The organism is Martinezella sp. CNPSo 3957 (assembly GCF_057784395.1).
On sequence record NZ_JBXSOU010000001.1, the window covers coordinates 465,669 to 489,550 of the forward strand.

At 56.3% G+C, this 23,882-nt stretch carries 19 protein-coding genes; 8 read left to right on the top strand and 11 right to left on the bottom strand.

Going from position 1 to position 23,882, the window contains the following annotated elements; all coding sequences use genetic code 11:
* Window positions 1-35 precede the first annotated feature (35 nt).
* The 3 genes from AC13QE_RS02185 to AC13QE_RS02195 form a co-directional block, all read right to left on the bottom strand.
* Window positions 36-968 (bottom strand): glycoside hydrolase family 16 protein, encoded by a 933-nt coding sequence (locus AC13QE_RS02185; RefSeq protein WP_488482384.1) that lies wholly within the window; start codon window positions 966-968, stop codon window positions 36-38.
* Between the two features lie 44 nt (window positions 969-1,012).
* Window positions 1,013-2,095, bottom strand: coding sequence for a glycosyltransferase family 4 protein (locus AC13QE_RS02190; protein ID WP_132717756.1), 1,083 nt, complete (start codon window positions 2,093-2,095; stop codon window positions 1,013-1,015).
* A gap of 171 nt (window positions 2,096-2,266) precedes the next feature.
* Window positions 2,267-3,604: an NAD(P)-binding protein gene (locus tag AC13QE_RS02195; RefSeq protein WP_488482385.1), complete on the bottom strand. Its 1,338-nt coding sequence runs from the start codon at window positions 3,602-3,604 to the stop codon at window positions 2,267-2,269.
* 304 nt (window positions 3,605-3,908) lie between these two features.
* Here AC13QE_RS02195 and AC13QE_RS02200 point away from each other — a divergent pair, with 304 nt between their 5' ends.
* Window positions 3,909-5,876 (top strand): hydrolase, encoded by a 1,968-nt coding sequence (locus tag AC13QE_RS02200; protein WP_488482386.1) that lies wholly within the window; start codon window positions 3,909-3,911, stop codon window positions 5,874-5,876.
* A 213-nt stretch (window positions 5,877-6,089) separates the two neighbouring features.
* On the top strand, window positions 6,090-7,529 hold the full coding sequence (locus tag AC13QE_RS02205; protein ID WP_488482387.1) for a lipopolysaccharide biosynthesis protein: 1,440 nt from the start codon (window positions 6,090-6,092) through the stop codon (window positions 7,527-7,529).
* A 31-nt stretch (window positions 7,530-7,560) separates the two neighbouring features.
* Here AC13QE_RS02205 and AC13QE_RS02210 read toward each other — a convergent pair whose 3' ends face one another.
* From AC13QE_RS02210 to AC13QE_RS02235, 6 genes are all read right to left on the bottom strand, one after another.
* Window positions 7,561-8,562: a glycosyltransferase family 2 protein gene (locus AC13QE_RS02210; protein WP_488482388.1), complete on the bottom strand. Its 1,002-nt coding sequence runs from the start codon at window positions 8,560-8,562 to the stop codon at window positions 7,561-7,563.
* 69 nt (window positions 8,563-8,631) lie between these two features.
* A complete protein-coding gene (locus AC13QE_RS02215) occupies window positions 8,632-10,347 on the bottom strand; it encodes a Wzz/FepE/Etk N-terminal domain-containing protein (protein WP_488482389.1) in 1,716 nt (571 codons plus the stop codon).
* Complete coding sequence (locus AC13QE_RS02220) at window positions 10,344-12,383, bottom strand: glycosyltransferase (protein ID WP_488482390.1); 2,040 nt, start codon at window positions 12,381-12,383, stop codon at window positions 10,344-10,346. The genes AC13QE_RS02215 and AC13QE_RS02220 overlap by 4 nt, the downstream gene beginning before the upstream one ends.
* Window positions 12,380-13,783 (bottom strand): hypothetical protein, encoded by a 1,404-nt coding sequence (locus tag AC13QE_RS02225; RefSeq protein ID WP_488482391.1) that lies wholly within the window; start codon window positions 13,781-13,783, stop codon window positions 12,380-12,382. The genes AC13QE_RS02220 and AC13QE_RS02225 overlap by 4 nt, the downstream gene beginning before the upstream one ends.
* Before the next feature lie 140 nt (window positions 13,784-13,923).
* Complete coding sequence (locus AC13QE_RS02230) at window positions 13,924-14,616, bottom strand: class I SAM-dependent methyltransferase (protein WP_015342459.1); 693 nt, start codon at window positions 14,614-14,616, stop codon at window positions 13,924-13,926.
* Between the two features lie 156 nt (window positions 14,617-14,772).
* Window positions 14,773-15,486, bottom strand: a complete 714-nt coding sequence (locus AC13QE_RS02235; RefSeq protein WP_132717764.1) for a sugar transferase — start codon at window positions 15,484-15,486, stop codon at window positions 14,773-14,775.
* A gap of 302 nt (window positions 15,487-15,788) precedes the next feature.
* Between AC13QE_RS02235 and AC13QE_RS02240 the strand changes: the two genes are divergently transcribed.
* The 4 genes from AC13QE_RS02240 (at window position 15,789) to AC13QE_RS02255 (ending at window position 20,163) form a co-directional block, all read left to right on the top strand.
* Entirely contained in the window at window positions 15,789-16,922 is a 1,134-nt protein-coding gene (locus tag AC13QE_RS02240; RefSeq protein ID WP_488482392.1) for an IS630 family transposase, read from the top strand.
* Between the two features lie 52 nt (window positions 16,923-16,974).
* Window positions 16,975-18,084: a glycosyltransferase gene (locus AC13QE_RS02245; RefSeq protein WP_488482393.1), complete on the top strand. Its 1,110-nt coding sequence runs from the start codon at window positions 16,975-16,977 to the stop codon at window positions 18,082-18,084.
* Between the two features lie 143 nt (window positions 18,085-18,227).
* Window positions 18,228-19,508 (top strand): polysaccharide biosynthesis/export family protein, encoded by a 1,281-nt coding sequence (locus tag AC13QE_RS02250; protein ID WP_132717767.1) that lies wholly within the window; start codon window positions 18,228-18,230, stop codon window positions 19,506-19,508.
* A gap of 274 nt (window positions 19,509-19,782) precedes the next feature.
* Window positions 19,783-20,163 carry a hypothetical protein gene (locus AC13QE_RS02255; RefSeq protein WP_488482394.1) on the top strand — a complete coding sequence of 127 codons (381 nt, stop codon included), beginning with the start codon at window positions 19,783-19,785 and terminating at the stop codon, window positions 20,161-20,163.
* A 57-nt stretch (window positions 20,164-20,220) separates the two neighbouring features.
* Here AC13QE_RS02255 and AC13QE_RS02260 read toward each other — a convergent pair whose 3' ends face one another.
* Window positions 20,221-21,054, bottom strand: a complete 834-nt coding sequence (locus AC13QE_RS02260; protein WP_132717769.1) for an FkbM family methyltransferase — start codon at window positions 21,052-21,054, stop codon at window positions 20,221-20,223.
* A 448-nt stretch (window positions 21,055-21,502) separates the two neighbouring features.
* Window positions 21,503-21,979 carry a ProQ/FINO family protein gene (locus tag AC13QE_RS02265; RefSeq protein WP_488482395.1) on the bottom strand — a complete coding sequence of 159 codons (477 nt, stop codon included), beginning with the start codon at window positions 21,977-21,979 and terminating at the stop codon, window positions 21,503-21,505.
* Window positions 21,980-22,489: 510 nt separating this feature from the next.
* On the opposite strand from AC13QE_RS02265, the gene AC13QE_RS02270 reads away from it, so the two are divergent.
* Window positions 22,490-22,930: a DoxX family protein gene (locus AC13QE_RS02270; RefSeq protein ID WP_488482396.1), complete on the top strand. Its 441-nt coding sequence runs from the start codon at window positions 22,490-22,492 to the stop codon at window positions 22,928-22,930.
* Window positions 22,931-23,135: 205 nt separating this feature from the next.
* Window positions 23,136-23,837 (top strand): GntR family transcriptional regulator, encoded by a 702-nt coding sequence (locus AC13QE_RS02275; protein WP_488482397.1) that lies wholly within the window; start codon window positions 23,136-23,138, stop codon window positions 23,835-23,837.
* The last annotated feature ends 45 nt before the right edge of the window (window positions 23,838-23,882 follow it).

Sequence of the window (23,882 nt, forward strand, 5' to 3'; positions counted from 1 at the left end):
TCACGAAACCCGGCGCTCCCCGGGTCTTACGGATATCATGCATAGACCCGCATGTAATCGACACGCATGTGGGTTTGGCGATCCTGCGGCTGCAAAGGATCGGGGAAGGGGACATCCGAGCGCAGAGCAAGCGTCAGGAGCGGCCAAAAGACATCGTTCTGCGCGTCCATCTCCGCCGCGCGTCCGAGCGTCCACTCGATAAGTCCGCCAGTCTTTGGATCGGCGATTTGCTTGCGTTCGAAATAGAAGCGGCAGCGCGCACCTTCGATGAGCAGGCCATAGCGGAAATAGCCGGTTGTAATATCGACGCCGGTGGGAACGCCCACTCCTTCGTGATGCTCGCCGGGCTTGCCCCATTCATGCAGATAGGCGCCGTATAAATCGTGCTCCCAGCCCTTCTGCTCGACGATGTCGAGTTCGTTGCTCGTTGCGGGAAACAGAATGCTTCTGCCATTCATCAGCCAGAAAGCCGGAAAGCTCAAGGGATGGGTAGGAAACCACATCCGCGCCTCGAAATAGCCTTGTCGCCAACCCTTCAGGATCGTGCCGTCGGGCTTCGCCGTCTGGATATTGCCCGATATCCATTGATATTCGGGAAGATTGTTGCCGTAATAGTTCGGCACCTGCATAGGGCGCCCAATATATTGAGCCGAGATCTGCAGTGCCTTGCCGTTGCCGGCGGATGGATCATCCACGATCGCATAAGGATCGAACCCTTCCTCACCACCGAAGCGGCTGAAGGCCGATCTGCCATAAAAGCCGCTGTCGAAGGTGGTCGCCTTGGCCCCGGCATGCCAGATCGTCTGATCAAGCGCCGTAAAGTTTTCATCGAAGATGATGGTACGGCCCGCGGTCGGATCCTGCTGTACTTGCGCTGAGGGATGGCGGTTTGCAAGCAGCAGGCCGCCGGCCGCTGCCAACGATGCCGTGCCTATCAGCACGTTGCGCCGGGATGTCAGGCTTGGCATTGCTGCTTCTCCTCGATCGATTGCATCGTCCCTGACGGTTTAAGTTACGCGGCGACGGCTGCGTTCTTCGAGCCGGCTGCAAGAGCGCTGCCATAGATATCAAGCGTCTCATGGGCAACGCGGCTGATCGTCAGGCGGTCGAGATGAACTTGGCTCTTGTCCTTCCACTCCTGCATTCGGGCGGGTTCTCCAAGCAGTTCGCAGAGCACGGCTGCCAAAGCGGGTGGATCGTGCGGCGGCACCAGTATTCCTGCCGCCCCGTATTCCAGGAGCTGCGGGATCCCGTCCACTTTGCTGCCTATAACCGCGCATCCTGCCTCGCGGGCTTCGGAGAGAACCAGCGGAGCCGGATCGGCATGTGACGGCAACACAAAAATATCCGCCGCCGCCATCCAGGGGAATGGATCCTCCTTGGCGCCCAGGAAGGCGACGGCCGAAGCGCACTCCATCTTTGCCACCATTTCCATGTAGTTGGTCTGGAAGGGGCCTTCTCCGACGATAACAAGTCTGGCCTCGGGATGCTGTGCATGCGCCAGGCGAAAGGCCTCAAAGAGATCGGGCAGGCCTTTCCTCGGATGTAGGCCGCCGACGAAAAGGATGCTCGGAGATGGCAGATCGACCGGCGTTCTGCTGCGGCCTTCGGAGCGGACCGAGCCGATCGTCCCGTTAAGGACCACACAAAGCTTCGATGACGGTATGCCCCGCCTGAGCATGGAAGCGCGCACGGCCTCGCTGACTGCGATGACGCGGTTTCCAAGGCCCATCAAGATCGCGCTCTTTTCGAATTCATTGTGAACGGTGGTGATGAGCGGAGTGCCCGACAACCTGCAAATCGGCCATGCCAGAACTGCGCTTGTCATCATATGGGCATGGACGATATCGGGCTGCCATGCATGGACGTGCTTGCGCAAGGCGAAGGATGATTTCAAAAGATTGACCGGCTTTCGCTGGTGGTCAACCATTGCGGTTGCGACATTATTCTTGTGTAGCAGCGGGTCGAAGTCACCGCCGCCGCTTGCAATACATACGTCATGTCCCAATTGGGCCTGTGCACATGCCAGATCGACTGCTGCATGGACATGTCCATTCAGCCTGTTCGTGTGATTCAGTATATGCAGGATCCGCATGAATGCACCTTATATAAGTGTGATAAACATAAACACGATATATCGAGGATGCTGACGTAGTATGCTTTAGCTGTCCCGGCATGGCAATGATAAAGCATCGTATTTATATTATGGAATTCGCTGCTATCTCGAATGGTATTTCCAATTATACCGGAGCGCTGTTGTCAATGCTTATGGTATTGGCCTTTGCAGTGCTGCTTCTGCTTCCACCGTTGAAGCCCGTGCTGTTGGCTGATAGTTGAAGCCACCCTGGCGACCTAAGGATTCGAGACCGAACGCAAGGAGTTGTTGCATTGCTTGGGCAGCATGGGCAGCAGCACCCTTGCTATAGATGGGATATGCTTCTCCGAGCATGTCGCTGCCTTCCAATTTGAGATCACCCTCAAAAAGGCCGTTGGCGTGAACATGATCCCTGAAGTCGCTCTCGGCGCGTTCTATCGAGCAGCCAATCTGGTTGCCGATGACCTCGACTGTAAAATAATCGCGATCATCGACCCGACCGTAGAAATCGGAGTACATCGTCAGGCGCTTCCAGGCGCCTTGATGCGAGAAATTATAGATGATCGGTTGCGAAAAGCCGCGATTGCCGGAAAAGCTGAAATAGAGGGAGATGAGGGTGATCGTCTCAAGCTTCCGGCCGGAATCGAGGCCACACAGCTTTTCGGCCATATGAATGGGTATGGTTGAGATAACGCGATGCGACGCCACGACCCTGTCTTGTAGTTGCAGGTGGAGCTGATCGTGAACCTTGCGGATCGTCTGCATGTCCGCTGCCAAATGAAATTCCGCGCCACGCCGCTCCAACCGTTCGACTGCAGCCCGGTAGAGGAATTGAAAACCTTCCTTCGGGCGAGCCATCTGCCGGTTTTTCGGCCCTTTGTGACTGCGTCTGAATGCCCGCGCGATCTGATTTTTCAAGGAGGCATGTTCGCTGATCCAGAGCATCCGCTTGCGGGCGAGATCGATGTCTATGCTTTCGACGGCAGCTCCATAGAAACGCTTCATGTAGGATTCCAGGCCGGAGCGATGCAGCAGGCGGCTCCCGATCCAATAGCGGGCAAATTCTTTCGCATTATGCATCTTTCGCTGAAAGAGCCGCGCGAAAATGACCGAGGAGAAAATTCGGACTACTTCAGCGACGCCGGCGCTGAAAATGTCATCGCGTACCGAAATCGGATAGGCAGTGATCATTCCCTGAGGGTTCAAGCGCGCCCATGTCGGTTCGATCGGAACATAGAGTGGCAGCAATTCCGGAAAATGGGCAAGCAACGGGGAGTCGTCCTGAAAGATCAAGCTGCCGATATCGAATGTATATCCTCCATGCGACCAGTCGATGTGATTGCCCCCGACATGGCCGTAGGTATCGACGATCAGGATACGCTGATAGCCCTGCTTTTGGAGGACCGAGGCGGAGACCAGCCCAGAAATGCCCGCCCCTAGCACTATGGCATCAAATCTCTCTACTTCGGCGATAACATCGTTGGCGACATAATGACCCGCATCGTTCATGGAAGCGTCCCCTGCTGCGGCTTTTCATGCACTAGATTAAATTTTGCTTATTGAAAGTTTAAGTCGAAAAGTGTTCCGAACTCACTTCATTAATGGTGTATCACAAATCTGTGTAAGTTCTATATGGAACAAAAATTCGAGTGAATACTCAATCTATATTGCAATTTTACTTGATATATCCGTATTTGTGTAGTTAGATCATCCGCGGATCGGCTCGTCTTCTGATGAGCGCCAGGTTTGATTGCGAATAAATTACGACTGTGTCGATTATTACTATTCCGGTGAACGCCGAGGGAGTTATCTCGTGCTGCGGCCAAGCCTCGACGATGTCTACAAGAATCTTGGCGAAATCGACCTGATTTCCACCGATGTATTCGACACACTGCTATTGCGCCGCGGGACGTCGCAGCGTTCGCGCATTGCCGCCGGCGAAACCCGGTTTGCCCGCCTCCTGAAAGAAAAGGGACTGTTTGTCGAGAAGGCTGAACTGGTCAGGTGCCGCCTTCTCGCGCAGAAGTTCGCCTATCGCGCGCTCAACATGGGCGGAGGGGTCGGCGAAGTTCAACTGAGCGACATTATCCGCAGGCAGCTCCAATTGCTTGGCTTGCCGGACGATCTTGTCGGAGAGCGCATCGCCATAGAGCTTTCGGTCGAGAAGACGGCTCTTCGCGCAAACGCCTGGCTTGCTGCTCTGCTGCGGCAGTTTCGCCAGGAGGGAATCCGGATCGTCGCAGTCAGCGATACAGCGCTTTCCGCTGCAGAGCTTACGGTGCTGATCAATCATTTTCATGGCCCAGGCTTGATCGATCGCGTCTATTCAAGCGCCGACGCCCAGGCAAGCAAGCGCTATGGCGCATTGTTCTCCGCCGTGCTCGAGAACGAGTCCGTTGCTCCATCTCGCGTCTTGCATATAGGCGATGACGATATCGCCGATTTTCAAATGCCGGCCTCGATGGGGTTGCGCACACTTCACCTGCCCAAGAGCCGATTGGAACGCTACGCCTCGCGCGTGGACGGCGCAAAGACCGAGGCGATCAGTCGATTGGGGAGGCAGCCTTGGCGGAACGTCCCTCCGCCACCCACTCTAAGCGATAAGGTCTTGTTCGGCCGAGATGTCTTCGGGCCGATCGTTGCAGAATTTTGCCTCTATATCTGGCTCTATGCTGCGCAGGCCAGACTTGGGCATGACACCGCGCTGCTCTTCTGCGCGCGCGGCGGCATCGGCATCCGCGAGGCGTTCGAGCGCGTCGTGCAGAAGCTGGGGCTTCCCCTCGATCTCAAGCGTGACAATATCCAGATTTCGAGGCTCGTGGCCGCGCGCTCGGCGGTCGTGCTTCGAGGCCCCGCGGTCCTGGATGAGCTTGGACGCGAATTCCAGGGTGGAAGCTTTGCAGATGTCGCTCGCGCCCTGGGCGGGCGTGCCTATGAATTGCCTGATACCTGGCGCCATATATTCGATCCAGCGCGGTTCTTTGCCCTTCTGGAGACGGATGCTGGGCGAGACGTTCTCGATGACATCCGCAAGCAGAACGATCTCTTCGCTCGCCACCTGGAACAGATCTCTGCCGGAGCGCAGCGCATCATACTTTGCGATACCGGCTTTTACGGCAGCACGCAGCGCCTGCTGTCTGCGGGGTTTCCTCAACAGCGCTTCGAGACGATCCAGTTTGCCCGGTGCAACTACAAGGGCCTGAGCGAGGATCATTTTCCCAGGGTCGCCGGCCTTGTCGTCGAGCAGAATCTTTATAACCCTTTCAAGCCGGAAACCGTCATTCTACGGTACTGGCAGATCATCGAGAGCCTGTTCGAGCCGGCACTCTCTTCCGTTCGTCATTTCAGTGAGACAGCGGAGGGTGCCGTCGTCTCCAATGCCGGGGATATCCGCTTCGGCGCGGTGGATCCGTCGGCCGGAAATCCGCTTCTGACTGGCGCGCTGCAATATATCGAACAGGTCGAGACGGGAGGCCAGGTTCTGCAGGATGCCGGGCGTGCGTGGCTTCGTCTGAAGCAGGCGATCATCAATCCAAGCCCCAGCGATGTTGTCGCGCTCGACGTCGGCGCCCGCTCCGTAGATTTCGGCCGCTCCGATCTTGTTCAAGTGCTCAATCATTCGCAGAAAGTCGCCCTGGCCGCGAAGCTGATGTCGGTGAAATCCCATCTTTGGCGTGAAGGCGCCATCGCTCGTGATTTTCCCCGCTTCAAGCCGCCGCTGCTTGCGGCTCTGGAAATGGCGCATGTGCTGCGAGGGGTCTCGGCCCGGCTGTATCGCTGAACAACGGAGGCTGCCAAGGATATGTACATGAGTGATATGGCGCGTAATGGTTTCTCTAGGAGAGCGACGGATCCCGGATGGGGAACGGGAATCGTTCCGGCTCGCAAAGCCTTGGAGCGGTCGTCAGCGATGAGCTGCTTTCGACATCAGGTCTATGCGTTGCGCCGTCGCAGTCGCGGGCCGGGTCCCAGACAGACGGAGCATTAGGATCGCATGCTTGCGTTCAAAGCCTTCAAGGGAGCCGGTTGGCTCGTTGTTTCACGCTTTATCGGCCGCCTCGTCGATTTCTGCACGCTTCTGCTCTTCGCTCGTATCCTGACACCCGCCGATTTCGGCTTGGCGGCACTGGCAATGTCGCTTGTCGTGGTTGTCGATACGGTGTTGGAAGTGCCTGTTACGCAGGCGATGGTTCGGCTCGATATGGTCGACAAGAGCCACCTCGATACGGGCTTTACGCTGAGTATCGTAAGAAGCGGCCTGATTGCGCTCATCGTCCTGGCCGCCGCCTGGCCCTTCTCGTTGATCAATCACAATCCGCAACTCACTCCGCTGATTGCCGTTCTGGCGATCGGGCCGATTGCCAGGGGTTTCTGTAGTCCGGCGATGGTACATTTCGTCCGGGAGCTCGGCTTTCGCCAGACCTTCCTTCTGGAATTCAGCGGAAAACTATGCGCCTTTGTCATTGCGATGATCACGGTCTTTTCGGGAGGCAGCTATTGGGCAATCGCCGCGAATTTCGTCACCAATTCAGTGGCGGCTGTGGTGGTTTCCTATCTGCTTGCACCATATCGGCCGGCGTTTTCGCTGCGGCGTCTCTCGGATTTCGCCGGATTCGTGGGATGGTTTAGTTCCGCACAACTGATTTCGGCGCTCAACTGGCAGTTCGATCGCTTTCTCATCGGTGCGACGACCGATAGTACGACGCTTGGACGCTACGCGGTTGCCAGCGATGTCTCCGTTGTTCCAACACAGTCTCTCATTGGTCCCGCACTGCAGCCAGTCATGGCTGCATTCTCGCTCATAACGTCGGATCGGCAGCGAATGCGTCTGGCCTTTCTAAAGGCGGCTCGGTTTGCGATGCTCATTTCCGTCCCGGCGTGCATTGGAATATTTCTGACGGCAGATCTCGTTACCGATCTCCTTCTCGGAGAGAAATGGAAAGATGCTGCTCCCTTACTAAGCCTTCTATCCTTGTCCGTGATCCCCATACCTTACTTCCAGACGCTGTATTCGGTCAGTCTCGCGCTTGATCGCCCGCATGTCCTCTTCCGGCTCAACAGCATCGATTTGTGCCTGCGGATCACACTGATATCGATTGGCTTCTATCTTTTCTCGATTACGGGCGTCAGCGCAGCAAGAGTGCTCCTTTCAACCATCATGTTCGCGTTCTATCTGCGTGAGGTGCGGCGGCAGCTGGATCTTGGAATAGGGACCCAGCTGAAGAATCTCTGGAAAATCGGCGTTGCCGCCGCGGTGATGGTCCTATGGGTCGTCATGTTGCGCGACGCATTGGCCGGGCGTGCCTTGAACCACGTTTTCGAGCTTGCCTTCGTTGCGGGAACCGGCGCGGCAGCCTATGTCGGTACGCTGCTGGCGCTCGGCATGCGCCTGATCGCGGGCCAAGGGCGGTTCGAATTGGCCGATCGCCGGTGATCCTTCGCTTGTACCGCGCGTGAAGGATGGCTTACATCAAAGCCTGCAGAAGTCCGACGGTCGAACGGTTGCCGCCGTTCAGCCGGTAGGCGAGGCCGCGGCGGGCGTTCCGGTTCGGCAATATCATCGTGAGCAGGCAAAATGCCGCAATCGTCCCCTTGGTCTTCAACGGGTATTGCTGGTGTTGGAGTTTTCGCAGCAGAGAAAGGAAGCACTTGATCGGGGGGCGCCTGCCTTCCGCGATCGCCAGATAGAAATTGCGCTCGATATAATAATAGGCCTCTTCCGGTCGAACGAGCGCGTCTGCGCGTCCGGTTGGCTCCAGAATTCGGCGCAAGTGCTCCATCCTCATAACAAAGCGGCGTAGTTCCTGGCGCAACGGGGCTGGATCGACCGCGCGTCCTAGTCCGGAAAAATTTTTGCCGTGGATGCGGTAGCGCCCAAGCCTTTGCGGCAGGCTGACGATATCGCCCATGAAAGGGGCGACGAAGAGCGGCAATCCATCGATTGCCGGATCATAGTCCATTTCTCTCAAATATTCGCAGACGTCGCGTCTGAAGACATTTCCCGATGTCGGAGGGCTGGTATAAACACCCGTATGCAGCACGCTCTCTGCAATCACGTGGCGATCTCGAAATCCTTCGAGGGTCGTGCCGGCGCCGATAGTGTCTCCGCGGTGATCGATCCGTGTCAGCGAGAATTGAAGTTTGGCAACGTCGTCGTCCAATTCCGACAGGATGGTCGCAAGGGAGCCCGGTGCCAGCTCGTCGTCTGCATCCAGAAACAGCACGAAAGGTGCCTGCGTTCGCTCCAGGCCATAAAGGCCGGCCGCCCTCTGACCACTGTTTTCAATGCGATAGGCTGCGACGCCTTCACGTTGAATGACATCCCACGACATATCGGTAGAACCGTCATCGATGACGACAAGTTCGCATTCGTCGCAATCCTGCGATACGACGCTGCGGATCGCATTCGCCACATAGGTTTCATAATTCCAGCATGTGATGACGACGGCAATTCTTGGCGGTTTCATCGGGATTTATCTTATTGAAATAGTAGCGGGTGCCTTGAAACAAGTTCTACCGGCTTGATTTGACATGCATCATGCCTTTGCCAGATCGATGACCGTGCCGATGACATTGGCGCCGGCGCGTCGCAATTGTAGCAAGGTATCGTTGACTTGGTCGGTCGTTGTCCTGCCGGCGCTGGCAATCACCACCACGGCATCGGCGTGGACAGACAGCGCCACCGCATCCGACGAGTTGCCGACAGGAGGCAACGCCAGGAGTACGTCGCCTCTGGCTCTTGCCGTCTCCACGATCCGTCCTGCCCTTCTGTCGCGGAAATCGACATAGAGGTTTGTTAGTGCATTGGTCGAATGGATCGGAAAACGGGCGATGCCTTGTCCGTCATTGCGTCCGTTGGAAAGCAATATCTGCTCGGGCCGCATATCGTCGACGAGAGCATCTGCCAGCGATGTCATCAGCAGATCATCCGACTCTCGATTGCTGTGGTTGTGCTGGCCCGCCTCGTCATAAAAGAGGGTGACATGCCGGCCGCTTCGGCTGAGGAATTGCGCCAGACTGACGCCCATCTTCGAGATGCCCTGGCCCGGCTCCCATCCGGTAATCGCGATGATGAGTCCTCGTTCACTTCGGATCGTCGAGCATGCGATCTCGATGGATGTCCTGAGATTGTGAATGGCCATGGCATAGGCGCTGCCCGGCTGATTGACGACAACCGAGGACTTCCTGCTGTATCCACGCAAGGTGCTCGCCCGGCCAGCCGGGTCCGGCAGGCTTCCGAGACATGGTACCCCCGTATCCCGCGCCAGATCTTTCGCATTGCGAACCTTGCGATCAAAGGCGATATTGAGAACGATGATCGAGAAGCCGAAGAGTACGCCGAGAATACCGCCCAAAATGGTAATCAAGGTGGCGCGTGGCCCCGATGGACTAAGCGGCACAAGTGCCGCGCCGATAATTCGTGCATCGCCGTCGGGCGTCGGTACCGCAGGCAAGGCTCCCAGCTTCATGGCATCGGTCGCGGCGGCAACCTGGGCCGCCAGCGCGTCGAGTCGCCACTGAAGAACCTCGGTTCCCGCCCGGGCCATTTCGTCCTTGAAGCTCACGGCCTGGAGGATGTAGGCGGAAACCGTAGCGTTCGCGATGCGTGCTGAAAGCGTCGGATTGGACGAAGAATAGCTGATCTCGATGACATAGGATTGACCGACACGGCGCGCGTCCAGATGCTGTGTGAAATTCGAGAAGGCTGCTTGGTATGCATCGCCCGCCGAGCTATTTGCCGGTGTGCCCGACGTGGTATCGGAACGAGGGGCTTTCCCCGCGTCAGGGCTGCTTATGGCAGACCACACATAGTTTATTGCACCCGTTATGTTGCCGATGACAAACGCACTTATGCTTGGCGGCTGCGGGCCAAGCTCCGGGTTGTTGGCAAGATTGAGGCTGCTGAAGACGGCCGAGAGCAGACGTTCGGAACGGATGATTTGAAGCTCGCCGTCCGCTCTGTTGAGGTCGAAATTCTGGGCGTCCTGGCTTGAAGTCAGAGAGAGGTGGCGAGGTTCGAGCAAGACAGTGGCCGTCGCCGTGTAAGTGCGCGGCAATGAATGCGCATAGGCTGCTGCCAGGCCGACGCCGACTGCCGTGCAAAGAATGAGCTTCGTCTTGTGCCGCAGAGCGAGCATGCACAGCGATCGCAGGAGCGCGACCGGCCCTTCGCTGGTCTTGTCCGCGGGCAGTTCGTCCAACCGCCAAAGCCGTGACGACCGTTCCAGTAGAGACGGAGCGTTTTGCGTCATCTAGTCCTCACCTCCGACTTGAGTTGTTCTGCGTTGCTTTGCGTCGGCAATTTTGCCGCTCGTTCGGGTTCAAGGCGCCCGTAAAGGAGATCTTTGATTGCAATGAGATTGCCTTTTGCGCGCCCCCATCTGTCGATGAACGGTTCCGGCCAGACAGCCCGCGAAAAGTTCATGGCCATGTTGCAGAAGATGTGATTGGCAACCATCGGGCCTGTCATTGTTCCCTTACGCAGCATATAAATGGGATTGATCACCTGCGAATAGCCGAAGCGGTCCCCGCTGACGCGGCCGCTCTTCACGCCCATATGCACCCCGAAAGCTTCCGCGCATTTGACGAAGCGGCCTCCGTGCTTGCCAAGGGCTGCAGCAAAGTCGCGGTCCTCCAGCCAGCCATAAAGGACAAGACGTTCGTCGAAACGCGTTTCGCCGATCGCTTCCGCCCGGAAGGCCATGTTGCATCCGTAGGGGCTGTAGGGCTCTACCCAGGCCCAGTCGCTCGTTGGCGCGGCCTCGATAAGACGCAAAGCTTCCTCGAAGCCAATCCCCGGGCCGCCGACGCCATCGGCGAGCACCCGGCCGGTGAAGCCCACGATCTGATTGTCATCGCGAAACGCCCTTGCCGCCGCCGCCAGCCAATTCGCGTCTGCCAGGAAATCATCGTCGAAAAAAGCGACGATCTCGCATTCCTCGGGGATGTTCAAAAGTGCGGTATTTCGCTGCTTCGTCAACCCAGCGGGGCCTGTCACGACGGTCACGTCGGGATGACCGATGAGATTGCCGGCATCCGCGGCATCGATGCAGGAGACGATGACTGTTTTAGGTTTCAACGTCTGCGTGGCCAGCAGGTGGCGCACGGTCGCGTTTACGGTCGCTGGCCGTCCCCGCGTTGCGACGATAACCGCAATATGGGGGGTGCCGATTCCGGAAGGCTTATAGGTTTTCGGCCGGGCGATGGGTTGAGCAAGCAGCTCCATGTAGCCGGCGGCTGTCTGCGACCAGGAGAAATTCTTGATCTGGTCGTATCCCCGTCCCATCAGATCGATGCGCATTCCCGGGGATTCCTTCAGTGCTCGGATTTGCCGAATCCATGCCGCCGGATCGGTCGGCGAGGCAAGCAGGGCGGCGTCGCCGCAGACCTCCGGTATGCTTGCACTGTAAGAGGCAACCACAGGGCAGCCACGCGCCATCGCCTCCACGATCGGCAGACCGAAGCCTTCCGTTAAGGATGGAAAGGCAAGACAGAGCGCCCTTTCGAGTAGGTAAGCCAGGTCGTGATCCGAAACGCGTCCTATCATATGGACGTTCGGCCGTTCCTTGAGTGCGCCGGGAACGAAAATTCCTGCATCGCCGCCGGCGATCACGATATCGATGCCCATCTCATCGAGGCCCGGTGCGGCGTCAACGAGCAGGGCAAGGTTCTTGTGCCGCGCCTTGGATCCGAGTGCCAGGATGAACTGACGATCGCATCGTTCGAAGGTTTCGGCGACGAAGCCCGGCGCAATCTGCGCAAGCGCCGGATTCCAGCCAAATGCATGTTCGTGACCATTGGGAAGAACGGCAATGTCTTCGATCCGGATCGGCAGATGCCTCGTGATCTGGCGTGCCGCTGCATGCGACACGGTGACGATGCGAGCCGAGCGTTTCACGAGAAGCGGCTGGAGCGTCTGATAGACGATCCGGAAAGCCCGGCTATAGCTATCCGGCGTCGTGAAGACGTTGGCGTCGTGGATGCATACGATCTGATCAGCCTTGGTGGCCGGCGCCGTGTTGCAGAGGTTGAGAAGGCGGCCATGCCATTGAGCCGGCAAGGTGATCTGTTCCCATGGATGGCCGGAAAGCGCTCCGGATTGCATAAGCGGCATATGACTGAACCCCGGATCCGTTGTCCCGGAAGGGGCAATGATGGCCGCCCGTTCATCAGCGGCGGCAAGCGCCGTGTTGAGCGCGCGCACCACATTCGATGCGTAACGCTGCACGCCTGTTGGATTCTGACCGAGGAAGCGGCCGTTGACCGCAAAAAGGGCGCCAGCGCTCATATGGTGACTACTCCTATAGGGCGACCGGTGCGTATATGTTGTCTGCTGCGTTCCGGCAGGGCCGACGCCAGTCCGGCAAGCATGCAGAAGAATAGGCCCTGATCGATGACGGGGCTGACGAGCATATCGCCGATAAGGAGGCCGAAGCAGCCGTTGCAGGCCGCCAGCCGCGCATCCGCGGTAAGGCTGCCAGGGGTTCCACGCTTCCTGATCAATGCTCCGAAGGCGAAAAGCAGATAGAAAACCGTACCGGCGATGCCGACATTTGCGAGAAGGGCAAGGGCAAAGCTCGAGGTGCGAGCAGTGCCGAGACCGACGCCTACGCCCATGGTGTCAACGACATTCTGGATTGCGGCCATGTTCCAGGAGCCCCGCTCAACGGCGGAGTCGGACGTGGATTTGCCGAGTGCGATGATGTCGATGTAATTATATACGGTCTTCGACACCTCAGGATCTATCGCGATCAGTAGCGCCGCCGCGGTCGCAATCGTCGGTATGAATACGATCGCCAGGGTACTGAAGCGGCGGGCATTCTTATGCCCTCCGACGACAATTGCCGTCAGGTAAAGGATCAAACCCATCACGGGTGCGCCTACCAGGCCGGTTGAAGATGTTGACATCACAACCAGGATAAGCGACGTCACGGCGACAAAACCAGTGAGATAAGGACGGCGGCCACAGAGCCAGAGCGTGCCGGTGAAGGCAAAGACGCCGAGGGTTGAGCGTGCAAAGGAAGAGGCTTCGGTGAATGATCCAACGATGCGTTTAACGCCGGCAATCTGATCGTCGGTATGGAGAACATACTGGGCATTTCGTATGAAGGCGAGCATGCCTTGTGTGCCCGTGGAATAAGTGGCGACGTCAAGAAATGCAAAGGCAGTGTTGGCAACGGCATAGGCAAGAAGCCCGGTCAAGACCGCGTTAAAGCCGCGCCAATTGGAGGCAATCGCAACCGTCAACGCGTAGCAAAGAAGATTGCCAACCATGTAGACGCTTTGCGTAAGATTGCTCGAAACAGGAACAAGAGGAACCGTCGATCGGCTATCGTCAAATATTGTCGTGCCGAGCGGTACGATCTGGGTGACGCCCGACAGAATCCGCGGCGAAAAGTATGCGCTCAGCACACCATAAAAGACAAGGAGGGCGAACCAGAAGCCAGGTTCGCCGAATTTCAACGCGTGGAGAAATTCGCGTGTTGCGCGTTCCCGCGTCATGACACCCAGTAGCAGAAAGCCGAGCATAACATGGCCGGGCTGAATATTGGCGGCTCCGACGAACATTGCCGCTGCCGATCCGAATACAGCCGCCACCCCCAGGGCTATGACGGTTGCACTATCGCCGAGGAAGAGGCAGAAGAGCCCGCATAGAATGGCAGCGATACCGATCGGCTCGATACTCATGGCAAAGCCTCGCGGCGACGAGATCGACGCTGGGCAGCGTTGCGGTTCGGGACGCCCCGTGAGGCGGAGACGTCGAGGCGAAGCTGCAAATCTGCCGCATCGCAGGCGCCGGCATGGGTTTGCGCTGATGCCATGGATGACTACTCTGCAAGAACGAGGAGAGAGTAGCCGCCAAGGATTCGCACTGCCAAATCCGGATGAATCGAATAAAGCAACCTGCGCGGCAGCCGCATCAATGTACTGCTGAAAGCCTGATTGGGTAATTCCAGGCGGCTTGCAGTATACGCATAGTCGATAACGGAGTAGCCGCAGCCCCGCAGGGTAGCAAGCGCCGTATCCTTGAAGAAATAATGTAGATGCCCGACATTATCGCGCAAATTCGCGATCGGCCAAGCACGCAGGACCGACTGTACGGAAAGGTCGAGCGGGATATGGAAGATCTTGTAGCGACCGCAAGAGCGCAGTCCCTTGATGAAGGAAATATAGTCTTCGACATGCTCGATCACGTCGGCAATGACGACGACGTCAAAAGTACTATCCTTCTCCTCAAGTATATCGCTCAATTGAAAGGAAACGCGACTGGTTTCCTTCGTCTTTGCTCTTTGATAGGCGTGGGGGGAAATCTCATAGCCGGTAAAATGTGCCTTTGGAAAGGAGCGCGACAGATTCAGGAGGATTTCACCCGTACCGCAGCCGACTTCGCAAAGGCTGTCGAAGTTCAGCCGATTTTTGCGAATAATCGCTTCGATCTGATGTGCCTTCCACGGGGAATCTTCCTCGTGCCACGTCGGGTTCAGTTCGGCATATTGGTCGGTGAGATAAATATCGTGCAAAGCTAACCCTTCCCTGCCAGGAGTTTATACCTCCTGTCGACTGCCGCGGAGGTTCTGGAAATCTATACTGGGTCGTTTGGTAGCTACGGCTTACGAAAATGGAAGCTTACGCAGCTGGTATGCAATCGCATGCAATATGCATCCGAGGCAGCCGGATCAGTAGCTGCCCCGCGACGACAAGACGGCCGGAATGGTCTTGGCCATGATCACGACGTCGCCCCATAGGCTCTGTTCAGCAATATAGCGCACATCAAGTGCGATGCGCGTATCATAGCTGGTGTCGCTACGGCCGCTGACCTGCCAAAGGCCCGTCAGGCCGGGCCTGACACGGATATAGTCGGCAAAATGTGCTCCATACAACTCGGCTTCACTTGTGACGATCGGCCGTGGCCCGACAAGGCTCATTTCTCCACGTAACACGTTGAAAAGTTGGGGAATTTCATCGACACTGTTCTTGCGCAGCAGTTTGCCGAATTGCGTGACGCGGGGGTCGTCCTTCAGTTTGCGCGTCGCGTTCCACTCGGCCCTGAGGGAAGGATTGGCATCAAGATGCTGGGCTAGAACTTCCTCGCCATTTTTGACCATCGTTCTGAATTTGAGGCAGGGAAATAGGACCCCATTTTTGCCAACGCGCCGATGCGCATGGAAGATCGGTCGCCCCTGCGTTACCAAAAGAATAGCCACGACCATGATAATCATGGGCGCCAATACAACCAATGCCACTCCGGCTAAGGTGGCGTCAACACAACGCTTGGTCGTGCTGGAGGTTGGAGTCCTGTTGTTTGCCCGACGAATGGACGTGCCGCTGCGGCGACGCGTCCCCAGATCGCTCAGTGAATCGAGCTCACGTCTAACGTTAATTTCCCTCATCAGCTTGCCCCGCATTCGGAAGAAACAAAGAAATGTCGTCAGCAATGTTTAGAAAGGCGCTGTCCCGCGCCGAGATCGAATGTAGTTTGAGATTAACAAATAATAAATAATTTGACAATGTCTTTGTTGCTCTGCAATATATGTACATTATTTCCGATAAATTCGAGTTATTACACAACTTATTTTTGTATATGTTGATATATATAGCGGTTATCGTCTCTATGTATATTTTGTTGTGTGGTTAGTGGTCGGAACATAAGTTCGAGTTATTTAGTGAGTACTTGTTGGCAGGGAGCTTAGCGATGGCAAATGCGACCGGACGGCCCACAGAGCCCTTGGTTTTGAGTAAGGAAGAGCGGGATTATCTGGAGCTGCAAGTGCATCGGCGTCGGGCGGCAACGCGCTCAATGGCCGAACGATGCCAGATCATCCTTTACTGCGCAGATGGCATGACCAGCAAGGCCGTGGCGGCGAAGCTTGGAATCCATGAAAACACAGTCGGCAAGTGGCGGCGGCGCTTCTTGAAAAATCGTACAGACGGGCTTCTCGATCAGGAGCGGCCGGGTCGGCCGCGCACGATCGATGACGAGCAGATTGCGGCCATTATTGAGCGCACCCTTCAATCCACCCAGGACGCCACCCATTGGTCAATCCGTTCGATGGCGGCGGCGACGGGATTTTCGCACACGACAATTCGCCGCATATGGGCGGCGTTCGGTCTGCAGCCCCATCGTATGCAGACATTCAAGTTATCAACTGATCCGCTTTTCATCGATAAAGTCATTGATATTCTTGGGCTTTACATGTCTCCGCCCAATCGCGCACTGGTGTTGGGTGTCAATGAGCGCGGCCTTCTTCAGGAGCTTGAGAACGAGCGTCCCGCCACTTCGGCAAGCCACTACGGAACGGAAGCTCACGCCGCTTCCGCCCCTTGGCAGGGAACCGTTTCACTGGTCGGCGCCCTCGATATCGTTTGCGGTTTTGTGGTCGATAAATATCACAAGCAGCATGGTGCCGGCGAGTTTCTGGAGTTTCTGAAACAGATTGATGCAAGCGCCCAGCCCGAGATCGATATTCACATCATTTTGGATAATAGCGAGGTGCATAAGAGCTCGTTGGTTCAGTCATGGCTGATGCATCGCCCTCGCTATCACCTGCATTTTACACCTACGCCGGTTTTCTGGTTGCGTCAGGTTGAGAGCTGGATCGGAGAAATGAGGCGCAGGCGGGCTCCTCTTGGTGCTCAGGCTTCAGCAAGCCAGTTGGAAGCTGATATGCGGGCTTTCATCGAGCATCACAGTGAAAGCATCAGCCCATATAAATGGCTTAAATCCGATACGGCTTATCCCTCCCGGCACACGTTCCGGCAGAAAAGCGCACCGGACATCAAGGCGCTAAGCCTGAATATATCGGAGCGGCTGAATAAATCAGTATAACTCCAGACTATACATAGAATGTAGTATAACTGTTCTGTTCACGGGGTGCTTCATGCGTGTCGCAATCATACATTATTGGTTGGTTGGAATGCGTGGAGGAGAAAAAGTTCTGGAGGCCCTTTGCCGGATGTATCCGGGTGCCGATATCTTTACGCATGTCTACGATCCATCTGTTATCTCCGAAACCATCAAAAAGCATCGCGTCCATACGACATTCATAGATCGGCTTCCCTATGCGAAGCGGATGTATAAGAAATATCTTCCGTTGATGCCCATGGCGCTCGAGCAGGTCAATCTGAATGAATATGATCTCGTTATCAGCAGTGAATCAGGGCCAGCCAAAGGAATAATACCCAATTCAACGGCTCTGCATGTGTGTTACTGCCATTCGCCGATGAGGTATATCTGGAACATGTATAATAGCTATTACGATAGCTCCGGCCTCATGACGCGCCTGATGATGCCGCCGCTCGCCCATTATCTAAGAACATGGGACGTGGCTACCGCCAATCGCGTCGATGATTTTGCTGCAAATTCGCTGACAGTTGCCCGGCGTATCAAGAGCTACTACCGGCGAGATGCCGAAATCATCCATCCGCCGGTCGACACGTCTGCATTTCATCCTGTGGCTCAGTCGGAAGTCGGCGATCATTATCTTATGGTTGGCGAACTCGTCAGCTACAAGCGACCGGACCTTGCCATCGAGGCGTTCAACCAAATGAAGATGAAGCTTGTCGTTATCGGCGGCGGCGAGATGCTGGAACGATTGCAGAAAATGGCGGGGCCGACGGTGACGATGATGGGGCCGCAGCCGTTTCGCGTTCTGCAGGAGCAATATGCGCGCTGCAAGGCATTGGTCTTTCCGGGCGAAGAGGATTTTGGAATTGTACCCGTCGAAGCAATGGCGAGCGGTCGGCCGGTTATTGCGTTCAATCGCGGGGGGGCAACAGAAACGGTCGTTGCCGGAAAGACAGGGATCTTTTTCGAGTCCCAGACGGTCGATGCATTGATCGAAGCGGTGGAGCATCTCGAGCGCATGGATCTCCGTCCAGGTGATGCCGTTGCGCGCGCTGCGGAATTCAGAACCGAAATCTTCATGAGAAGATTTGCGTCCTTCGTCAACAGATCGACCGGTGAACAGCCAAAAGTCGTTCATGGCTAGGTGTATGATGGGAAGTGCGGCATTCAATAAGGCGCCTTCGCCGTCGAGTAGGAGTGGAAGCCATGGAGCTGAATAGATCGGTGCGAAGGGCAGGGGGCCATGGCAATATAGCCGAGAAAAATAATCGGCGTACCGGATATGGGTTGTCCATTCTGGCTACGATTGGCATGGCTTTCGTGCTGGGCTTGTCGAGCGCTCATGCGGATGACTATATCCTCGGGCCTCAGGACAAATTGCGCATACGCGTATATGAATGGCGTCCGATGGCCGGCTCCGCTGTCGAATGGGAGCCGTTGACCGGCGAGTTTGTCATATCGGCATCGGGTAACCTGTCGCTGCCTATCATCGGGACCGTACCGGCAGCCGGTATGACTTCCGAGCAGGTCGCCGAGAGCATCGGCGAGCGGTTGAAGACGCAGGTCGGCATGCAAAAGCGTCCCAACGCATCGGTGGAGGTGGCGCAATACCGGCCATTCTTCCTGACCGGTCTGGTGGCCAAGCCCGGGCGTTATGATTACAGTCCTGGCCTTACGGTCATTCAGGCCCTCAGCATGGCCGGAGGGACATTCGGTGTCACTGACCCGACGCTTGTCGGTCTGCAGCGAGAGGCCGTGGTCGCTCGGGGTGATCTGCGCTCTTTGGATGTCGAGAGGCTCAGCCTTCTGGCGCGGCAGGCGCGTCTGGACGCCGTCATCGACAACAAGCCCTCGATCAGCTTTCCGCCGGAGTTGATGCAGCGCGCAGTCGATCCGCTTATCGCCCGCATGATGGACGAAGAGCAGGATTTGTTCGATACGCGACAGCGCTCCTTGCGCACCGAGACCGATGCGCTGAACCAGGCAAAGCTTCTCGCCAGCAATCAGATCGAAGCTCTCACCTCGAAAGCCGCTTCGCTTGCAAAGCAGATAGAACTCGCCAACAAGGATGTCGGAACGGTCAACAAGCTGATCGCCCAGGGGTTGACCGTGTCATCGCGCGAGCTTAACGCCAATCAGAACCTGGCCCAGCTCGAAAGCCAGAACCTGGACGTGGCACTTGCCAATCTCAAGGCACGGCAGGACATCGCGAAGGCGGATGGCGATATTGCCGATGTCAGCAATCGTTATCGTACGCAGGCATTGACCGAGGCGGCAGATGTGCGCGATCGCCTCGCCGCCAACAGGGAGAAGTCAGCAACGACCCAAGCTCTGCTCGACAATATTCAAGCGCGTGCCCCCGCGGCTGCGGCAAGTCTGGCAAGCGAGGATCCGCGACGCACGCTCAAGACCACGATCGATCGTATCGTCGATGGCAGCTTACATAGCATGGCTGCGAGCGACAATGACCCGGTCGCGCCCGGCGATGTCATTCGCGTCGAAGATGAAAAGCCGCAGGCGCTGACTCAAACGACGGACAATGGGTTAGGCCCGGCATTGTCTCCGTGATGACAGGACGGTTCCGTAGATTCGGGCAAATCATCCAAAAGGCCTGCAAGCAGAGGATGCTTTGAGAGTGGATTTCGCATTATGCGCGTATCGATCGCAGCCAATAATCATCTCAGAGTAGTAATTTTGCTCTCGTCGTCAGTCTTTCTCTGAAAATTGGGCGTATAACCGTATAAGCTGGAAATATTCGACTTGTCCCAGAGGCGCAGATCACGGATACTATGAATAGGTATTATTTTTGATCGAAGATGAACTACTCGGAGCTAGACGTTTGATGGCTTGGGGTCTCATTGTCTCTTTCGTAGTGGGGGCTTTATGTGCCCTAAGAGTACCAATTCTGCTTTTTACGATCATCGTCCTCATTGTGATGGTCGGCTACGCACTTTCCAATATCGGCTCTGGTAGCTCTGCACTCGACATCTTAGTATGGTCTTTCATTCTGGCTGCCGTGCTCGAGGCTGGGTATATTTTTCCGCGCATGTTACTTTACGTCATCTATGTAAAAGTGCTCGGACGGGATATCGGCAGGTCGAACTCGAGGAACGGGTCGGACCTTTTCACCAGCGATCTGTTTCAAGCCCGTTCGGATGCAAGGCTTTCTGCGAAAGCTGAGCGCGGAGGTGTCGACAAAGCTCGCCCCGGGATGCCGGACTGAAAGAAAAGCCGCGCTGATAGTCTGTGCCTTTGTTTTGCAAGGGAGGCCGTGCGTCGCTCAGGATTCAGGCGCTATAATTTTTGGCGTTTCTCCGCTTCTGAGCGTCCGCGAAACATACCAGCCGTCCCATTGGGAGAACTGCGGAAATACGCGCCTATATCCCTTGCCCTCAAGGAGCGTCTGGATCGCCGTTTCGGTCTTGGGATTATTCTCCACGGAAATGAGCTGAAATTCACGGCTGAAACTATAGGCAGAAAGTATGTCCAGCTCACTGCCTTCCGTATCTATCGAAAAGTAGTCGATGACGGTCGGCGCATTGTAGGTATCAAGCAGGTCGTCCAGCGATATGGTCTCTACCTCGATCTGTCTCCCCTGACTGCGAACGCCGGAAAAATGATCTCCCTGAGAAAAATCTGCAATGGAGCTCAATTCCGGGTCCGTTTCATCCGTAACGATGAACTTGACTGTCGCGCCGGAACTCGATGATACGCATCGATGCTCGATGGCGGCGGATCTGTTGGCCGCCAGATCGGAATGCCAGATCGGGTTCGGCTCGGCGAGGATCCCATTCCAGCCGAACTTCTTTTCAAGGAGCCAGCTGTTGCTATTCTTCAAGCCATTGGTCGAGCCGAATTCCACGAAAAATCCGTTTCTTTTCTCTGCCAGCTCGAAACAGACCCAGAGATCCTGCAGAATCTGCGCGTGCGACCAGCTTCGCCTGGCCAGGCAATAGCTGAGGAACCTGGCATTGTCGTCCAGTATGACATCGGCTATTTCCGCTCTGTTCAGGCGAATGGCGTTGAAAATAGCTTTTTGCAGAGTTTTATTCTTATGAAATCTGCCAACAGCAGATGATAATCCAGACAACATGAATTTCTTGGCGTCAAACATCTTGGCAATCCAAATATTCTGCAACGCTAAGTTAGCGCATTATTCGCTCTTAACCAATCGATATTCGTAGTCTTGGGTCCGGTTGTATCGTTTGCCAGGCAATTCGAAGTGGAAGGCGATCATGCACAGACATCATCGGGAGGTCATGCGCATGCTCATCGAGGCTTCGCGTCGCGCTCCGCGATGGTGCATTTCAGCTTCAGATGGCCGGGATCCGTCACATCGAACTTGTCCCATGGCACGATGTGACCGCTCTTCAAACCCAAAGGGGCGCAAATAGCCGGGGAATCATCGATTCTGTCGAGCAGGCGAGATTTGGCAAATGTTATCTCGAAAGGCGGTCGTGCGGCGAACACGGCGCACTACCCTCACGGAAGAACGAACGGCGCTTCCGCTGCGGTCTCCCGGCAATAAAATGAGAAAGTATAGGAGGCGCGCCTCAGGTGCGTCAGCGAGCGGCGCGGTCGGATCGTCTACCCAGCAGGGAGGCTCGAATGAGTTCCGCTTTGTTCACTACCGGCGGCGGGGGCGGCTCTTCGGCCCGAGTTGCCGCCTTGGCGTGTGTTTGACGCAGCGCGATCAGTCGCTGCTGCGCGGCAAGTCTGTCCTCTGCCGAAAGCGGCTCGATGGGATTGCCGGCGAGATCGTGACGCATGGAATCCAACAGAGCGCAGGCATGATAATATCGCTTGGAATGCAGAAACGCGCTGGTGGCGCGACGAAGCGACATGACTGGCACATCAGGCTTCAAAAGCGGACGGATTTCATTCCAGAGACCCAGCGCAAAGGGACGAATTGGATCACCGGCCTTGACGGGCAGAATGCCGATGGGGTGAAGCAGGAGCGTGTTGATCGCAGCCGCCTTCTTGATGTCGAGCTCCGTCGCCACGATCGGCTCGCGATTGGTCGTCCAGGGTTCTTCCATCAAATCGTTCCTCTGCGTGCAATTCCATTACGGTTTGATTGTGAAGTGATTTTGACGAGACGGCAACGAAATCCGCTGCCGCTTGTTCGCCCTCACGCCAAGCCGACGTCCATATATGAGGTGCGTTGTTCTGCAGCAAGTTTGGTTAACGAGATTTTCATAGTTGGCTGGCTAGTTTTTGCGGCGCCGCGATAGGTAGCGCGTACGCGGCGCATCCTCTCTCAATCTCGAATTCGTAACAAGCGGTCCCGCGAAAATGTCGCAGGGTCTGAGCCGAGGGTGACTCTTGCCGCATAGGCGGCGAAGAGGGGCAATCTTGGCAGGCTCGCCTCCCAAAGGTTCAATCCCGATTTGCAGAAGGATGTGGGGCGCTAAGCTGGCGAAAACGACTTCGATCAGTTTCTTTATTCGCCGGCGGTTGCACCATCAAAATAATTTTCTTCCGCTTGTCGGAATCGCCTTCTGTGCGTCGTCCTTGGAGCATCAAACGCTTCAACTTGGAGGAATATCGTGGAAAACGCTCAATCAGTTTGGCAGATTGCCGCCATTCTCGTCGCTCGCCTGATCTTCGCCGCCGTCTTCGTGATGGCCGCCTCGTTCAAATTCATGGATATGGGCGCCACCGCCGGCTTTATCGCCGCCGCCGGTTTCCCGTTCCCATTATTCCTGGCCTGGTGTGCGGCGATCCTTGAAGTGCTGCTCGTCATTGCCTTCTTGACCGGTGCCCTGTTTACCCCGGCGGCGCTTGTTGCCGCCGTTTATGTCATCTTCCTCGGATTCTCGTTCCACGGTCCGGCACGCTGGGCCGGCAACCAGGCCGAATTCGGCTTTTTCGTAGATCATTTCGTTTTCCTGGCGGGGCTGCTCTTCGCAGCGGTGCAAGGGCCAGGCAGCGTGCTTGTCGCAAAGTGGGCACTCCGGCCGGCTGGATATGATGCGGCTTCATCATAATTCGAAGCTTGCCGCACTATTTGCCCATTTACACACAGATCGTGATGCGCCGGCGCCGGAAGAGGTGGTCTGTGAAGACCGCAGCTTGCGGCGCCGCTGAATATGCGCGATGCCGAGTCTCGATTTTAGCGAAGGCTCGGAAGCGCCGTTGATTTACCTGGCAGGCCCCTTTACTTCTCTCGCTGAAAGAAGAGGTCAGCCAGCCATGGATCATGAAACAAGCCTCCGAAACGAGCGCAAGCGCGGCTCCGGCGTAAAGGTGGTCTACGATATCTTGCGTGACGAGATTCTGGATCTGGAGCTGCCGCCGGGCAGCCCCATCGACGAGGTGCAGCTTTCCGAACGTTTCGGCATGTCGCGCACGCCGATCCGTGAAGCCTTGGTGCGGCTGGCGGGCGAGGGGCTGATCGATACGCTGCCCAATCGCTCGACCATGGTGTCGCAGATCGACTTCCTCAACATGCACAGCTATTTCGATGCGCTGGTGCTGATGTATCGGGTCACGACGCAGCTCGCGGCGAAATATCACCGTTCGGAGGATCTGGAAACCGTGAGGGCTCTCCAGGCTGAATTCGCCAATGCGGTCGAAGCGCAGGATGCGCTTGCCATGATCTCGACCAATGCCGCGCTGCATCTTGCGATCGCCGAGGCCGGGCGCAATCCCTATTTCACCAGCCTCTTCTCGCGTTTGCTGAACGAGGGCCGGCGCCTCCTGCGCCTTTATTACCAATCCTACAACGATCAGCTGCCGCGCCGCTTCGTCGAGGAGCACGATGAAATCATTGCCGCGATCGAGGCGCGGAATACGGAGCTTGCGGAGCGTCTCGCCCGCGAACATGCCGAACAGATCGTCAGTCAGATCCAGAAACTGCTGACGCGCGAAGAGCGTCTCGAGGTCAGTCTTTAGTCTGCATATTTCTTGTCGACAAATTAAATACAAGGCTGTATGAAT

What these genes read in the sequence shown, in the direction of transcription:
- AC13QE_RS02185 (WP_488482384.1), bottom strand. Translation starts at nt 968, where the DNA reads ATGCCAAGCCTGACATCCCGGCGCAACGTGCTGATAGGCACGGCATCG.
- AC13QE_RS02190 (WP_132717756.1), bottom strand. Translation starts at nt 2,095, where the DNA reads ATGCGGATCCTGCATATACTGAATCACACGAACAGGCTGAATGGACAT.
- AC13QE_RS02195 (WP_488482385.1), bottom strand. Translation starts at nt 3,604, where the DNA reads ATGAACGATGCGGGTCATTATGTCGCCAACGATGTTATCGCCGAAGTA.
- AC13QE_RS02205 (WP_488482387.1), top strand. Translation starts at nt 6,090, where the DNA reads ATGCTTGCGTTCAAAGCCTTCAAGGGAGCCGGTTGGCTCGTTGTTTCA.
- AC13QE_RS02210 (WP_488482388.1), bottom strand. Translation starts at nt 8,562, where the DNA reads ATGAAACCGCCAAGAATTGCCGTCGTCATCACATGCTGGAATTATGAA.
- AC13QE_RS02215 (WP_488482389.1), bottom strand. Translation starts at nt 10,347, where the DNA reads ATGACGCAAAACGCTCCGTCTCTACTGGAACGGTCGTCACGGCTTTGG.
- AC13QE_RS02220 (WP_488482390.1), bottom strand. Translation starts at nt 12,383, where the DNA reads ATGAGCGCTGGCGCCCTTTTTGCGGTCAACGGCCGCTTCCTCGGTCAG.
- AC13QE_RS02225 (WP_488482391.1), bottom strand. Translation starts at nt 13,783, where the DNA reads ATGAGTATCGAGCCGATCGGTATCGCTGCCATTCTATGCGGGCTCTTC.
- AC13QE_RS02235 (WP_132717764.1), bottom strand. Translation starts at nt 15,486, where the DNA reads ATGAGGGAAATTAACGTTAGACGTGAGCTCGATTCACTGAGCGATCTG.
- AC13QE_RS02240 (WP_488482392.1), top strand. Translation starts at nt 15,789, where the DNA reads ATGGCAAATGCGACCGGACGGCCCACAGAGCCCTTGGTTTTGAGTAAG.
- AC13QE_RS02245 (WP_488482393.1), top strand. Translation starts at nt 16,975, where the DNA reads ATGCGTGTCGCAATCATACATTATTGGTTGGTTGGAATGCGTGGAGGA.
- AC13QE_RS02255 (WP_488482394.1), top strand. Translation starts at nt 19,783, where the DNA reads ATGGCTTGGGGTCTCATTGTCTCTTTCGTAGTGGGGGCTTTATGTGCC.
- AC13QE_RS02260 (WP_132717769.1), bottom strand. Translation starts at nt 21,054, where the DNA reads ATGTTTGACGCCAAGAAATTCATGTTGTCTGGATTATCATCTGCTGTT.
- AC13QE_RS02265 (WP_488482395.1), bottom strand. Translation starts at nt 21,979, where the DNA reads ATGGAAGAACCCTGGACGACCAATCGCGAGCCGATCGTGGCGACGGAG.
- AC13QE_RS02275 (WP_488482397.1), top strand. Translation starts at nt 23,136, where the DNA reads ATGGATCATGAAACAAGCCTCCGAAACGAGCGCAAGCGCGGCTCCGGC.